General features: G+C 41.5%; 13 protein-coding genes. 2 read left to right on the forward strand and 11 right to left on the reverse strand.

The window, feature by feature from the left end; genetic code table 11:
- Nucleotides 1–20: 20 nt before the first annotated feature.
- The 7 genes from FAY30_RS21990 to FAY30_RS22020 all read right to left on the reverse strand — a co-directional run bounded on the left by FAY30_RS21990 (nucleotide 21) and on the right by FAY30_RS22020 (nucleotide 7,805).
- Nucleotides 21–608, reverse strand: coding sequence for a hypothetical protein (locus tag FAY30_RS21990; RefSeq protein WP_149871871.1), 588 nt, complete (start codon nucleotides 606–608; stop codon nucleotides 21–23).
- Between the two features lie 144 nt (nucleotides 609–752).
- Nucleotides 753–2,330, reverse strand: a complete 1,578-nt coding sequence (locus tag FAY30_RS21995; RefSeq protein ID WP_149871872.1) for an extracellular solute-binding protein — start codon at nucleotides 2,328–2,330, stop codon at nucleotides 753–755.
- A 55-nt stretch (nucleotides 2,331–2,385) separates the two neighbouring features.
- Entirely contained in the window at nucleotides 2,386–3,264 is an 879-nt protein-coding gene (locus tag FAY30_RS22000) for a carbohydrate ABC transporter permease (protein ID WP_149871873.1), read from the reverse strand.
- 17 nt (nucleotides 3,265–3,281) lie between these two features.
- Nucleotides 3,282–4,259 carry an ABC transporter permease gene (locus FAY30_RS22005; RefSeq protein ID WP_149871874.1) on the reverse strand — a complete coding sequence of 326 codons (978 nt, stop codon included), beginning with the start codon at nucleotides 4,257–4,259 and terminating at the stop codon, nucleotides 3,282–3,284.
- Between the two features lie 34 nt (nucleotides 4,260–4,293).
- Complete coding sequence (locus FAY30_RS22010) at nucleotides 4,294–5,013, reverse strand: YesL family protein (RefSeq protein ID WP_149871875.1); 720 nt, start codon at nucleotides 5,011–5,013, stop codon at nucleotides 4,294–4,296.
- Between the two features lie 372 nt (nucleotides 5,014–5,385).
- Nucleotides 5,386–6,660, reverse strand: a complete 1,275-nt coding sequence (locus tag FAY30_RS22015; protein WP_149871876.1) for a Gfo/Idh/MocA family protein — start codon at nucleotides 6,658–6,660, stop codon at nucleotides 5,386–5,388.
- Between the two features lie 95 nt (nucleotides 6,661–6,755).
- Nucleotides 6,756–7,805 (reverse strand): LacI family DNA-binding transcriptional regulator, encoded by a 1,050-nt coding sequence (locus FAY30_RS22020; RefSeq protein ID WP_149871877.1) that lies wholly within the window; start codon nucleotides 7,803–7,805, stop codon nucleotides 6,756–6,758.
- A 585-nt stretch (nucleotides 7,806–8,390) separates the two neighbouring features.
- On the opposite strand from FAY30_RS22020, the gene FAY30_RS22025 reads away from it, so the two are divergent.
- Complete coding sequence (locus tag FAY30_RS22025; RefSeq protein WP_149871878.1) at nucleotides 8,391–9,380, forward strand: Gfo/Idh/MocA family protein; 990 nt, start codon at nucleotides 8,391–8,393, stop codon at nucleotides 9,378–9,380.
- 219 nt (nucleotides 9,381–9,599) lie between these two features.
- A complete protein-coding gene (locus tag FAY30_RS22030; RefSeq protein ID WP_149871879.1) occupies nucleotides 9,600–10,079 on the forward strand; it encodes a glutathione peroxidase in 480 nt (159 codons plus the stop codon).
- Between the two features lie 265 nt (nucleotides 10,080–10,344).
- Here FAY30_RS22030 and FAY30_RS22035 read toward each other — a convergent pair whose 3' ends face one another.
- The 4 genes from FAY30_RS22035 to FAY30_RS22050 form a co-directional block, all read right to left on the reverse strand.
- Entirely contained in the window at nucleotides 10,345–11,277 is a 933-nt protein-coding gene (locus tag FAY30_RS22035; RefSeq protein WP_149871880.1) for an aminopeptidase, read from the reverse strand.
- Nucleotides 11,278–11,326: 49 nt separating this feature from the next.
- Nucleotides 11,327–12,088 carry an IclR family transcriptional regulator gene (locus FAY30_RS22040; RefSeq protein ID WP_149871881.1) on the reverse strand — a complete coding sequence of 254 codons (762 nt, stop codon included), beginning with the start codon at nucleotides 12,086–12,088 and terminating at the stop codon, nucleotides 11,327–11,329.
- A gap of 186 nt (nucleotides 12,089–12,274) precedes the next feature.
- A complete protein-coding gene (locus tag FAY30_RS22045; RefSeq protein ID WP_149871882.1) occupies nucleotides 12,275–13,543 on the reverse strand; it encodes a M20 family metallopeptidase in 1,269 nt (422 codons plus the stop codon).
- Nucleotides 13,540–14,490, reverse strand: coding sequence for a DUF1177 domain-containing protein (locus FAY30_RS22050; protein WP_149871883.1), 951 nt, complete (start codon nucleotides 14,488–14,490; stop codon nucleotides 13,540–13,542). Before FAY30_RS22050 ends, FAY30_RS22045 begins: the two co-directional genes overlap by 4 nt.
- Between the last annotated feature and the right edge of the window lie 9 nt (nucleotides 14,491–14,499).

Here is a 14,499-nt window from a genome sequence, read left to right on the forward strand (position 1 = left end):
GCAAAACCTCCTCCAGCATGTTAATTTGTCTGCTTCATAAACCATTGAACAAATTTTATCGCCGTTTCTTCCTTTCTCGTATTGGATAGGATGGCCATCACCTTATTGTCCGAATTGAATCCGGCTTGGCGGAGGAGCGCATGTTCGGTTAAATCAATTGCGTTTTTACTGCTTTTTTTGTCATGGTTAATTTTATTTATAAAATCCAAATCTTTAAATGCCCCTTGTTGTGACAAGACTAGAAAGTCACTTTTATCAAGAACAAGTATATCAATGTCTTTTGCTGCAATTTGGGCAAGCAATTTTTGATATAAATCCATATTATCCCGTGTGGTTAGATTTCCATTCATTCGCCAAAAATTTAACTTAATTTCAGACTTCGAATCGGGCTTTACTATCTGGGAATTAGCTTTCTTCTGAAGGGCCTGCTGTTGCTTATCTTCTATTGTATTACCAACAAACGTAACATTTAATGCTGAGGGCTTTTCATGCTTGTCAAAAAAAGCAAAAGGAACCAATGCAGCCATTATTAATATTCCAATTAGAATGTGAGTTTTATAATGATACCAAATGTTGTCAAGTTCTTTTATTCGTTGTCGTATATTCATTTTCCTCACCTTTTTATAAAGCTTTGTTAAACGAGGCTGTTGATCTCCGCTACAGTTGTTCAAAATCAACAAAAAACTTTAACAGAGCCTTTTATAAAAAAACAATCCTCCGAAAATTCCCAGAGGATCGTATTTTCTTACTTATTATCTAAGCCATTCTCCTTCAATCTTACTTTCATCTAATAGTTTGTTAACATCAGTAATGACTTCTTTTCCGCCTTTGGACATAAACTCATCTACAAATTTATCCCACTCAGAAATTGGTCTTTGACCTGCAATCATCTTAGTTAATTCATTCGCAGCATACTGGTTTAAAGCAGCCATCTTGTCGTTATAAACATCTGAGTGAATACGTCCAACAGGGCTGATATAATAATTAGATTTTGAAAGCATATCATACATTACACTATTAAATTCTTTTGATTCAGGTGCCTTGGATTGTTTTGCATAATCCTCCATGACTTTTTCACCGATAGCAAATCCACCAAGTTTCTCGTTAAACAGTGCCAATGGAGCATATTTACTATAGTCTGCCGACTTTTCCGGCTGCCCATCAACGATCGTATATCCTTTGCCTTCGCCGCCCATTGTCCAATCAAAATATTCATTATCTGGCTTTTGGTCACTTGCAGGTACATACTTGGCCATATAGTCCATCATTCCTAAAATCTTTTCAACCTTCTTCGAATCATTTTTTAATTTTGAACTTAACATCCAAATTCGATAATAACCACTACCGTATACATACCCAGATTTGCCATCAGGCTGCTCGAAGGCAGGAATAGCTGTAATTTTTGCCTCAGGTGCGTTCTTTCTTAAGGTAGACAAGTCAAGGTTATTAGGTTGTGCACCTTTTTGGGTTCCTGGCTGCTCGTACCAAATTCCTACTTTACCGGCATTAAAATCTTTAAAGACTTCATTATATTCTTTAACAGGCCAGTCTTTATCTAGCGCACCTGCTTTAAACAATTCACTTAGAGCAGTAATTTTTTCTTTGCTTCCTTCAGAAATTTGCCCTGGAATTAGTTGGCCATCCTTATTTTTATGATACCAGCTATTGCCCCAATATGCACCGAATGCAGGGTCATAGACAATTCCTTTAGCAAGTCCTAAACCAATCGTGTCATCTTTGCCATTGCCGTCTGGATCCTCTTTTGCAAATGCAATGGCGACTTTCTCTAACTCCTCATAGTTTGTAGGCATTTCTAAACCTAATTTATCAAGCCAATCCTGACGAATGATAGGTTTCTTTCCGCCAGAAGCCGGGAAGAAAAGAGGAATTCCATATATTTTCCCATCTAAACTTACCGCATCCCAAACAGACTGTGGAATATCTTTAAAGTTTTCATACTTCTTTACATAATCATTTAATGGTAAAAATGCACCTTGTTTTGCCCACTTAATATAATTTGTATCTGCGCCTTCTGTCCCGATTACATCTGGGATATCACCGGAGGCCATTTTCACTGTCAGTTTATCATCATAAAGGTCAAACGGGATGTACTGTGGTTTAAAGTCAATATTAAACTTTTTATTTAAAGCTTTAGCCGCTTCATTACCTGGTTCTGGAACTGGATTTTCCCACGTACCATCAAACCAAGTGATGGCCATTTTTTCATTTTTCTTGGTATTTGAGGAAGTTTTTTCACTATCTGGAGAACAAGCTGCAAGTGAACTCGCCAATAAAACAGACGATAATGTAATGGACATAAAACGTTTCATCTAATTTTTCCCCCTTGATATGATACTTAATTACTACTAATAAGCTACATAAACGCTACTCTTTCACCGATCCTAGCATCACTCCTTTCGCAAAGTGTTTTTGTAAGAATGGGTAGACGATCAGAATAGGAACGGTAGCAATGAGGATTGCTGCCATTCCAACCGTTTCAGCTGGCGGAGGATTATCCATTCCTGCTTGCATCCCGACATCTAGTAAATTGCCTTTGTTTAGAATGACCATCTGTCTTAGAACAACCTGAACGGTCCATTTTGCTGGATCACTCAAATAAAGTAATGCTGTGAAATAAGAGTTCCAAATTCCAACGGCGTAAAACAAGCCAAAGGCTGCTAATGCTGGCTTTGATAATGGGAGAATGATTTTCGCAAAAATTTGCAAATCATTTGCTCCATCAATGATGGCAGCCTCTGTCAGGTCTACTGGCAAAGCCATGAAAAACTGCCTCATGACAATTAAATTAAACGAGCTTATGGCACCTGGAATAATTAAAGCCCAAAGAGAATCCATTAACCCTGTTGCCTGAACAATCATATAGGTTGGGATCATTCCCGCACCAAATACAAATGTAAATAATACAAGAAATACATAAATTTTTTGACCAAGTATGTTTCTTGATAAGGAATAAGCCATCATCGCCGTCAACATTAAACTAACTAATGTACCTACTATAGTTACATAAACGGTAACTCCAAGTGACCGGATGAATTCTTTAGAGCCTAAAATATACTCGTATGCATCTAACACCCATGTTTTCGGAAATAGCAGCAAATCCGATTTTACAAATTCTTCGTACGTTGCAAACGATACAACAAACATATAATAAAACGGAAACAACATGGTCAGTGCAATCAGCGCAAGAAGAATGATATTGGTCGTATCTACTATTTTTTCTGATGCTGTTCTACTCTTTAGCACGTATAGCCACTCCTTTCTTAATAGACTCCCCCGTCCCCGAAGCGTTTCGCTAACCGGTTGGCCGCAACGATTAAGATCAGTCCAATAACAGACTTAAACAACCCAACCGCAGTTGCGAAACTAAAATCAGAGTTTTGAATCCCTTTCAGGTAGACAAACGTGTCAAGTACGTTTCCAACATCCATGGTGAAAGGAGTTAACATTAAGTAAATTTGTTCAAAACCTACGTCCAAAACACTGCCTAGTCTTAGAATTAATAGAATAATAATCGTACTTTTTAGGGCAGGTAATGTAATATGCCATATCTGTTGCCAACGATTGGCACCATCAACAGCAGCAGCCTCATATAAGCTAGGGCTAATCCCAGATAACGCCGCAAGAAAAATAATGGTTCCCCATCCAGATTCCTTCCAAATAACTTCTAGAACCACTAACGGCATAAACCAATGCGGGTCTTGTAAAAAAGGAACTGAGTCCATCCCAAAAACACTTCCAAGTAATTTGTTCACAATTCCATCTGATTTTAGTAAAATCGTGACAATCCCGATAACAACCACCCATGATAAGAAATGGGGAACATAAACGATGGATTGGATCACTCGTTTATATAAGCTTGATCTCACTTCATTCAGCATGATTGCTAGAATAATAGAGATTGGGAAAGCAAAGACGATTTGCAGAAAAGACAGGTATAAGGTATTCCACAATACTCGAATGACTTCTTGATCCTCAAAAATCGTTTTAAAGTGTTTCAATCCCACCCATTCACTATGAAGAAAACCTTGAAATGCGCTATAATCTTGAAAAGCAATGATATTTCCAGCCATCGGGATATACCGATAGATAATAAAATAAAGGAGTCCCGGCAGTAACAAAAGATAGAGGTATCGCTCTTTCCACAATCTTTTTATCATACTCTTATTGGGTGTGATGTTTACATCTACTTGTCCCTTTAGATTTCCCGTTATTTCTGTTGTTCCTTGTAAATTTTCCATCTCATTATCACATCCTTCTATGGGCTATTCTTGCTTAAGTACTTGATCCAAAATCGCCTTTATTATTTAAAGCAGGGGTTGAATTTCTCTGAAATAATGCATTGAATCTTACCTGTCTTTTGACAGGACCTTCTCCCTCTCTTCCTTCCACACGTTGAAATACCTTCAAAGATACCCACATGGACAAGCAGGAGAACAGCCCTACACTAAAGAAGGGAATCATTCCAGGTACAGTAAAAAATAATATATACAGCACATAATACCCAATGATCAGCAGCAGGGTATGAAATGGGAATGATAAGCCCAGTAATAATGCAATACTAATATATCGAGTGAATGTACCTTCAAAATGGACAAAAACAGGAAAGAGATATAGTAGAATAATCAGAAACAAAATACCTAGCATGAAAACAAAGAGTAATAGAAACCAATACATAAATCCATGAGAGAAACGGATTAGGGAAAAGTTTAAGTAAATCAGAAAGCCAGCAGTGGTCAAAATTAGCCCTAATGCATTTGCCTTCCAAAACTCCTTCCGAAATGCAGTCCAATACAAACGGACATATGACTGGTTATCTTCATTCCCCATGATCCATTTACGCGTTACCGTGTAGAGACCAACAGTTGCGGGCATAACCCCCAGCACAATGCCTCCGCAAAATGTTAACCCTATCCAAAGCAATTGGAACTGTGCAATTCTCATGACTTTCTCAGCCAGTTGATAGAATCCCCCTATAAATCCTCTATTTCCCATTTAGTATTCTCCCTTTCTAGATGTCACTCATAACCTTTGTTCTGCTTGGTTTTTGTTTACCTGTCGATGCTCCCTTGCGATGGCCGGAACAGGTACGCATCTACTAATAGAACGCTGGCAATTATAACTTTTGCTCAAATATCCATGAGAGTGTTTTCAAAATAATATCCAAACGTTTTCCATTCAGCGATAAAAAAAGGATCCTTCATTTTTATCCCTGTACAACGCTTGATCTACACAGAAAATTCTAATTAATTTGAATATATATGCAACAGGATAACCTGTCAACCCATCAACTTATTATATAATCCTTTCCATAAAGAGTTAATAACTCCTGATTACTGCCAAGAAGATAGCTTTCAACCCCGCCGTTTATCCTTTGAAATTTTCTACCAATATTTCATAGTAATCGTCAATATTAATTGATTTTCCCTGCTGAAGCCTTGAATCTTCCGCTGCAAATGCCATGAGATGGCTTCTTACCGATGCAGACGCAGAAGAAACGCCGTGCCCGCTATTTCCAAATTGAATTTCACGAAGGAACGTTCTCATAATACCGTTATCGCCGCCGCCATGTCCGCCGACCGGGTTGTCAAATTTAATGATGGTTTCATGTTTTGTGAGAAAGTCAAAGATAGAAATACTATTTTCCTCCATATTTCCGCGAATTTCTCCTTTTGTTCCCATGATTTGCACAATCCGCGTCTGTTCTCTCGTGAAGCCGCACATGCTAAAGGTTGCCGTTGCACCGTCCTCGAATTCCAAATTAACCACTTGGTGATCGACCACATTATTATCTGAGCGGTAGACACATTTTCCATAAGAAGTTTCATTCAATGCTTTTATAATGCCTTCATTCGTATAGTCTTCGGTAAATTTCTTAGCCCATCCTTTTCCTTCACCAAGATAATATCTTCCGGCATGGAACGGACATTCAAATTCAGCTGGACAGCCGTCTAAACAGCGCTTGGGTGCCCCCGCCGGTGCATTTTCTTCTTTAAAATGCATTAAAGAACCATAGGAGCTGACACGCTTACACTCTTTGCCCATCACAAAAGAGATAATATCCATATCATGACAGGATTTCTGCAGGATCATCGGGCTCGACTTCTCTTTATTATTCCAACTACCGCGCACGAAACTATGAGACATATGCATCACTTCTACATTTTCGTTTAATTGCAGGGACACTACTTCACCAATATCTCCCCTTGCAATTACCTTCTTAATGGTTTGCCAAAACTCCGTATACCTCAGGACATGGCCGATGGTAAGCTGTCGATTATATTTCTTGGCCTCCTGCTCCATTGCGATACATTCTGCAGGATTCGGTGACATTGGTTTTTCCAAAAGAACATGGTAGCCTAACTCCAATGCTTTCATGGTAGGTTTAAAGTGTTGACCATCAAGTGTACAAATAATCGCAATGTCTGCTACCTTCCCCTTATGCTGAAAGACTTCTTGCCATGATTCATAGCAATGTTCATTAGGAATCTGATGTTCCTGCTGCATGCGTGTTCTTCGCTCGCGAATCGGCTCTGCTACACCTATAATCTTTAATTCATGAGGATACTCCAACGCGTAAGGTGCATACGCCCTTGCCCCCCGATCACCTGCTCCAATGATGATGGCAGTCATTCTGTTCATTTTCCTTTTCTCTCCTTCGTCATCCCTTTATTTCTTAATGTAATTTTCCTTATACTATCCAAACGTTTTCCAACATCGGGTAAAAAAAGAACCCTCTAGGTCCGTTTTATAGTAGAAGATTCACGAAACACCAATTCATAAGGCAAAATAATCTTAAGCGGCAATTTCACTTTCTCTTCAACCATTTCCATGATTGCTTTTGCTGCCATTCTTCCCATTTCATATTTGGGGATATCCACGGTTGATAGAGGCGGGGAGGAATACTTCCCCATTTCACTATTATCCACCCCAAAAAAGGCGATATCCTCTGGGATTTGAAGATCATTTTCAATAACCGCTCTCATGGCGGGAATAGCCATCATATCACTTGCACAAACCATTGCTGTGGGTAGCCCATCTGGATTCTCTTTTATTAGCCGATTCATTTCTTCATAACTATTATCCATTTGCCATACCGTATTGATCACCCATTGCGGCTGAATCGTTAACCCTGCTTCATTCATCGCAGTGCGGTACCCTTTATACCGGTGTTCGGCCTGCAAATTTCCAAAACCTTCATCTACACCGCCACCAATAAAGCCAATGTGTTGATGCCCTTGGTTGTATAAGTACTGTACCACCTTCTGAATTGCAGTTGACCTGTCATAATCCACAATCGCAATATTCTTATCAGTATAAAAAAAGTCCAACCCTACAACAGGAAGGTATTGTTGAATATAGTCGATCAGGCTGTCTTCAATCTGATCAATAAGGAGCAATCCCTCAATTCCTGATTCATGTATGGTCTTTTGTAGCAGTACTTCATTTTCTAACTCATCCTTGGTAATACTTATCAAGGTGTACTCGTGAGCTGCCAGGGTGTCGCGAATGCCTGTATAAATATCAACAAAATACGGGTTTACCTCTGCCTTCATGGGCGTGGCAACCCAGCCAATTTCCATCGTTCTAGTCTTACTTGGATTTTTCTTATTTGTCACTAAATTTCGGGCATGCTGATTAGGGATATAACCTAACTCCTTGACAGCCTCCCAAATTTTATTTCTTGTTTCCTGATTCACATTTCGTGTTTGGTCATTTTGAATGACGCGCGAAACAGTAGAGATGGAAACGCCTACATATTCTGCAATATCCTTTAGTCTTGCCACTGCTAATACACCTCAGAATTCTAACTTAGGGCAAATTTTACCTTTTATGAATTAATCCAACTATATCACTATTAATAATTTTCCGTCAATAACTCTTTCGATGATTAATTGAAAGATTCAGGTAACTACTATATCTTCTAAACTTTATCCTCATTTATCTGGGTTATGGCAGTAATTTGCAATTTCACTGCGTAGTCCAGCCCCGAATTTTCCGATTCGAACCTTATCCGTCTCCATACTCCTCCTCAAATCTGTATCCTTACGAAACAGTGTTGAATCACCCCCTTGATCTACCCTCGATAGCGTTTTCATGATATTATCCAAACGTTTTCCGATTGGGTAAAAAAATACCTTCTCTTAAAAGATGGGAGTTATACCATTTAAAAACATAGGAGCGATTAAATAGAAAATTTCGATTAATACTACTATATATTCCATCAGAATATTCTGTCAACACTTATTAATAAATTTAGATTTCTCCATTGTTCTTTGGAATCTTCTTTTAGTTGGTGACGGATATGGATTCCGTTATACTAGAGGTAATAATAATAGAATAGTCAAAAAATTAATTCGAGGGGGATTATAGTGAACATACAGATTGGAATAGTAGGAACGGGGAATTTTGGGTATCACCATGGAGCGATATTATCACAAATGGACGGTGTTCAAATTCGCTCTATTTGTGGTACCAGCATAGATAAAGCTGAAAAACTCGCCGCCAAATTTGATGGGGCAAAAGGGTATAGTCATATAGAGGATATGCTCGATGCTAACGAATTGGATGCTGTATATATCTGTGTTCCCCCTGGAGCACATGGAGAGATAGAACGGGAGTTAGTCCACCGCTCTATTCCCTTTTTTGTAGAGAAGCCGCTGGGTGTTGACCTGGAAACCCCTCGTAACTTACTAACAGCCATTCAGCAGAAATCATTGATTACCTCGGTTGGATATCACTTTCGCTATACAGAATCGGTCCAGTTGGTAAAGAAGATGATGAGTGCCTGCACATCTGGGATTACTCTGGGGCAATGGATGGGCACTATGCCTGGAGTTGACTGGTGGAAAAACCAACGAATATCGGGGGGACAGTTTATCGAACAAACCACCCATATAGTTGATTTACTCCGTTATGTATGTGGAGAAATTGATGAGGTGTATGCTATGTTTGGCACGAGTGCGACCGCTGAAAAGGATCCATCTATAACAGTAGCTGATGTGGGTACAGTAAATATGGAGCTAAAAAACGGAACAGTGGCGAACATTGCGAATACTTGCCTTCTTCCCCCTCCCATGTCAAGAACAGGAATGACTTTTTATACCGATCAGGGGACGATCGACTGGTCGCCATCCCGGTTAGACGTGAACTTCGAGGGGACACAATCCAAGTTTTCCGATTCTATGAATCCCTATCAAACAGAAAGTGAAGCATTCCTACACGCTGTTAGGACGGGGGATTCTTCCCGAATATTATCAGATTATCATGACGCCTATCAGACCCACCGCGTTACCTGTGCGGCATTGGAATCAGCCACCAAAGGCATTCCGATTATATTACGTGATGATAATGAAGGGTAAAACCAAAAAGCTCAAGCGCCTTGGCTCTAGCCGGATTCAGACAACTAATCCCAAGTTATCAACAGGGTAAATTTTTTTGAAATTCGTTCCTCTTTGCTTCCAATCTGGACGGATAAAAATGTCGCATGGGAACGCGTCTCCATTTTGTTCTAAAATAGCTTTATCTGCCAACAGTAGGGCAGCATGTCCACAATGTCCATTTTTAAAGGAGTGAACACAATGAAAACCGTTTATGACTTTCACGTAAATATGCCGAATGGTGAGAGGAAATCACTACAAGAATTCGAGGGCAAGCCGCTCCTCATTGTAAATACAGCCAGCAAATGTGGGTTTACGCCGCAATTTGCTGGACTGCAAAAACTATATGATACATATAAAGACCATGGGCTGGAGATATTGGGTTTTCCATGTTCTCAGTTCAACAATCAGGAATTTGCCCAAATTGAAAAAACAACGGAGTTCTGCCAGGTAAACTACGGAGTAACCTTTCCCATCTTCGCAAAAGTGGAGGTAAACGGCCCAAATGCCGATCCGTTATTCAAGTTTTTAAAAGAAGAAAAGAGAGGTCTTCTATCTCCTATGATCAAGTGGAATTTCACAAAATTCCTCGTCGATCGAAATGGCCAGGTGATAAAACGCTATGCCCCGACGATCGAGCCACGCAGAATTGAAGCGGATTTAGCAAAATTATTATCTTGAAAAATAGTGGCCTTTGCTTGTGTAAATTGAAAACGACTATGTAGAGATGTTCTACATAGTCGTTTGAGCTTATAAATATGAGAAACCCTTATATAGACCGCTTCTACATCGGGGTTTGGACCAAAATCCCCGCAATCTTCCATGTAGGGAGGCTCTACTTCGACGTTTGGTCCATAAAACCTCGCAATTATCCACGTAGAATGTCTCTACTTTGAGGTTTGTGCCGAAAATCCCCGCAATCATCCACGTAGCCAAGCCTCAAACTCTATTCCAATGCCAGCCCTTTATCATCGATTGTGACCACGGGGTCCTTGATGACGCAGTCGATGTGGACACCGGCTTCGTTGGTGCCGCCGAAGGGTTTGTTGCTGCCGAAGGCGATATGTACGGTTCCATAGACCTTCTCATCTTCTAGGACGTTGCCAGTTAATCGCGCTTTTTTATTGGTGCCGATGCCAAATTCCGCGATGATTCGGCCGTTGCCGTCACCGAGTAATTGCAGTAACTGCTGTCCCTGTACGCCGCTGGCATCGATGAGCCTTCCGTTTTTTATGGTTAACAATACTGGTTCGCTAACGACACCAATTCCTGCAATCGAACCATCGACAAGAATCGTTCCATTGGCGGAATCTTCTAGCGGAGCGATATAGCTTTCACCGGAAGGGAGATTTCCGGACTCTCCTTTTTCGCGGAATACACCGGTACTCGGGATTCCTTTTCTTCCTTTGATTGAAAATGATAGTTTCGTATCTTCCTTCTCGATCGTAACAAGTTCCCCCGCCTCAAGCAGCTCACAATAAGAGGCGGTTAACTCTTCTACCTCCGCATAATCGGCCGTAATCGCACCTTCCTCAAGCATATCGATGGTTATTCCCGGCATGGTTGCGACACGCGCGCCGCAAGCGGAGGCTTCTTTTCGCGCTTTTGTATGGGTTAAAGAATGATGAGTAATGCACAGAACAACCTCCGCCGCTTTCATCGCTTCGGCAACCGGGCGCGGCGGTTCTTCTCCGGATTTTGTTCGCGTCGCCATTTTCATGACGATTGTTTCATTTCCTAAATGCGCACCTGCCTGGTCAAACACATCAGCAATTTCACTAGATTCCGAATCGGTCACAATCAGGATATGCTCATTTTCCTTCACGTGTAAATTATGATTCAAGATCGATTTGGCCACTTCAATTAATTCTTGCATAATACTCCCTCCAAGCCCCTGGTGTTATATTTATTAGCTATCCACTTCAACGTTATATTTTCAGCTTCAATTGATATCTTCGGATGACATCGCTTACTTCATCCCTTGTTTGTTGTAAAAGCGGAATATATTCTTGAATGTTTTCGTCCTTCATCCGGTACGTAGGGCCGGATACGGTTACAGAGCCAATAATCTCTCCTTTGTCAAACAAAGGAACGGCGATTGCAATCACTTCAGGCGTATATTCCCCCTGACTTAGCGCCCAGCCTTGCTCCTTAATTTTTTCCAATTCGGCACGGAGTGTGTCCGGATCCGTCATTGTCGTTTTCGTGTATTTCACCAATCCCCGCTCAACTACTGAATCAATAAACTCATCAGGCATGTACGCGAGAATGGTGCGATAAGAGGCACCGACATATAACGGCGCTCGGCTTCCCGCATATACAGAAAACTTCACTTTATTCTCCGGCTCGACCACATCAAGGGTCACTGCCTCATCCCGGTCTAAGATCGTCAAGAAGATTGACTCGCCGGTTTGATCCTTTAAGCGTTCAAGAATCGGGTGGATTAATTTTGTCACATTCAGGCTTTCGTACATAATCATGCCTAATTCCCATGTCGCGTAGCCTAATGAATATTTTTTTGTCTCTTTATCTTTTGATATAAATCTATTTTTTTCTAAGGTTTCGAGAATGCGATAAATATTGGTATGATTCAAGCCAAGTTCATTTGCTAGCTCTCGACCGCCCCATACCGGTCTTTCCTTTGTAAACATCATTAATACCTTTAGCGCTAGGTCTAAGGTTTTTAACATCTAGAAGTACGCCCCCCGCCCCATCCAAATTCCCTATTATTATTAGATAATGAAAATCTGGAAAAATCAATAGCTGTCACATGAATAAGCAGCTATCCTCTAACTTTAAAGGGAGTAAAAGTTAAAGAGAATAACTGCGCCAAAAGACCTAGGCGGCCTCAGCCAACAAAGCCGCCCGTATCTGAATTATTTTTCAAAAAGAAAATCCACTACCGCGGCAATATAGACCTTGGCACAACGAATAATATCTTCAACTTGAACGCGTTCATTGTATCCGTGAATCGTCGGTAAATAGGCCGGGCCGTATTGCAAAACAGGAATCTGATAATCCCTGAAGTGGCGGGCGTCACTGCTCGCCCATTGCATCACGCCATACGCCTCTTCGCCGGTGACAAAGCTAATATTATCGACAATCGCCTGGCATACAGGATCCTCAGCACTTGTATAATTGGCATGACTTCTGAATCCGAATGGACGAATTTCATAGCGGATGCCTAATTCATCGAGATTTTTCTTCAAATAAGCCGACACTTCATCACGGGTAATCCCGAATGGCAAACGGCAATCAACCTGCACCTTACAGCTTTCAGGGATGACATTGGATTTCGTTCCGCCTTGAATCGTGCCAATATTAACAGTCACTTTTTCAAGCACTGGCTGGAACTTCTCACGTTCCTTCTCCACCTCGCGCATATAGCGTTTGGAGACGTCGATTAACCCTTGAACTTCTTCCGGAATCTCAATGGTCAAATCCCAAAGCGTTCTGATTTTTTCAATCGCAGCAATCGCATCGGTGATGGCGTTATTGCCAGCGAGAGGTGACAAGCTGCCATGGCCCGGTTCCCCGAACACTTCAAGCTCGAACCAGTAAGAACCTTTTTGGCCGATGGTCGGATTCAAGCGGGAAGATGGCTCAGCAATCAAGGCGCCGTCTCCTTTAATCAGACCCTTTTCCAATAACCACGGAACACCGAATTCGCCGCCAGTTTCTTCATCCGGCACAATCGCGAGCGTGAGTTTCCCAGGGAGCTCAACGTCTAACCGTTTTAATAATGCAAAGACAAAAATTAATCCGGCAAGGCCTGCCTTCATATCGCTGGCGCCGCGGCCAAGCATCCAGCCATCCTTCACTTCTCCGGAAAAAGGATCAAAATCCCATTTGGACAAGTCGCCTGCAGGAACAACATCCGTGTGTCCGCAGTAGATTAATTCTTTCCCCTGATCGCTGCCGATACTGGAAAGCAGATTAAACATTTTCTCACTTGATTCGTGCCAGTCGGCATCAAGACCATATTGGCCAAGGTACTCTGTGATAAACTGAGAAATTTCTGTAGAGTCTCCCGGCGGATTTTCACTCGGAATCTTAATTAACGATCCGCAAAGTTCAATCAATTCATCCTTATGCGCTTCGACTTCATCAATCAACCGTTGTTTTAAGGCAGTTAGATCACTCATCCTGCAGTCACCTGATTTCCTTTTGTTTGTAAATGTGTCATTTTTCCATATAACTGCTCGAGGCGGGTAAATTCTGCTTCATCATAAAATGAACATTTCCCATCGCCGAACAATTTGGCCACCTCAATCACATAGCGGACCACCTGCTCCACATCCATTGGATGCGTTGCCCCGGTGCCGCAGCCGGCAACAGCGGTTTCCGTTGTAATCGCAATCCCGACAACCGGGCTCTTTGTTGCGACAGCGGGCTGAAGAATACTATTCACATGGTAAACGCCATTTCCGTAAGGGGTAATATCTTGTGTCGTAATCGGCAGGGTTACCGGCAGGCGGCCTGCTGATTGGGTATACACATGTAATAAATCCTGGCTGATTTTTAAAATATAGCCCTCTTTAACGGTCGGTGTAATGGCAAAGCCTTTATGATTGGTAATGATATTTCCTTTTGTCGTATCAATCGAAAGAATGGCATCCATTTCTTCCGTTACTTCATGCTGGTTCATCGCTAAGATGTCGACCGGTGAGTCCATAAACGGAACAGGGTCATGCGGCAAGGTTGGCGCTGTCGGGCAAATATGAGTTGTTAAAATGATATCTCCGTTTAAGCGGTCTCCTTTTCCAGTCATATCAAGGAGCTTCGCTGCAGCGGCCATACATGACAAGGCGCCGTCCCCATCAGACACAAAACCTTTTACCTCAGGACGGGCGCCAATTCCGCCGAGGCGTCCAATGACCCCAAGCGTTGGCGCATTTCCGCCATTTTGCTTCCCGTTTTCACCAGGAATGACAACTTTAATAAAATCAGTCGAGCCGGCTTTGCCTTCTACCGTTTGAACGGTCACCTGCCCAATTGTTGAAATCTCTTCCAGGTAGCTTTTAACATCCTCGCCGGTTACATGAATACTATCCATAATTTCTAAAACTTCCATAACATGTTTCAATGACATTCAAATTCC

The organism is Bacillus sp. S3, assembly GCF_005154805.1.
Lineage (GTDB): Bacteria > Bacillota > Bacilli > Bacillales > Cytobacillaceae > Neobacillus.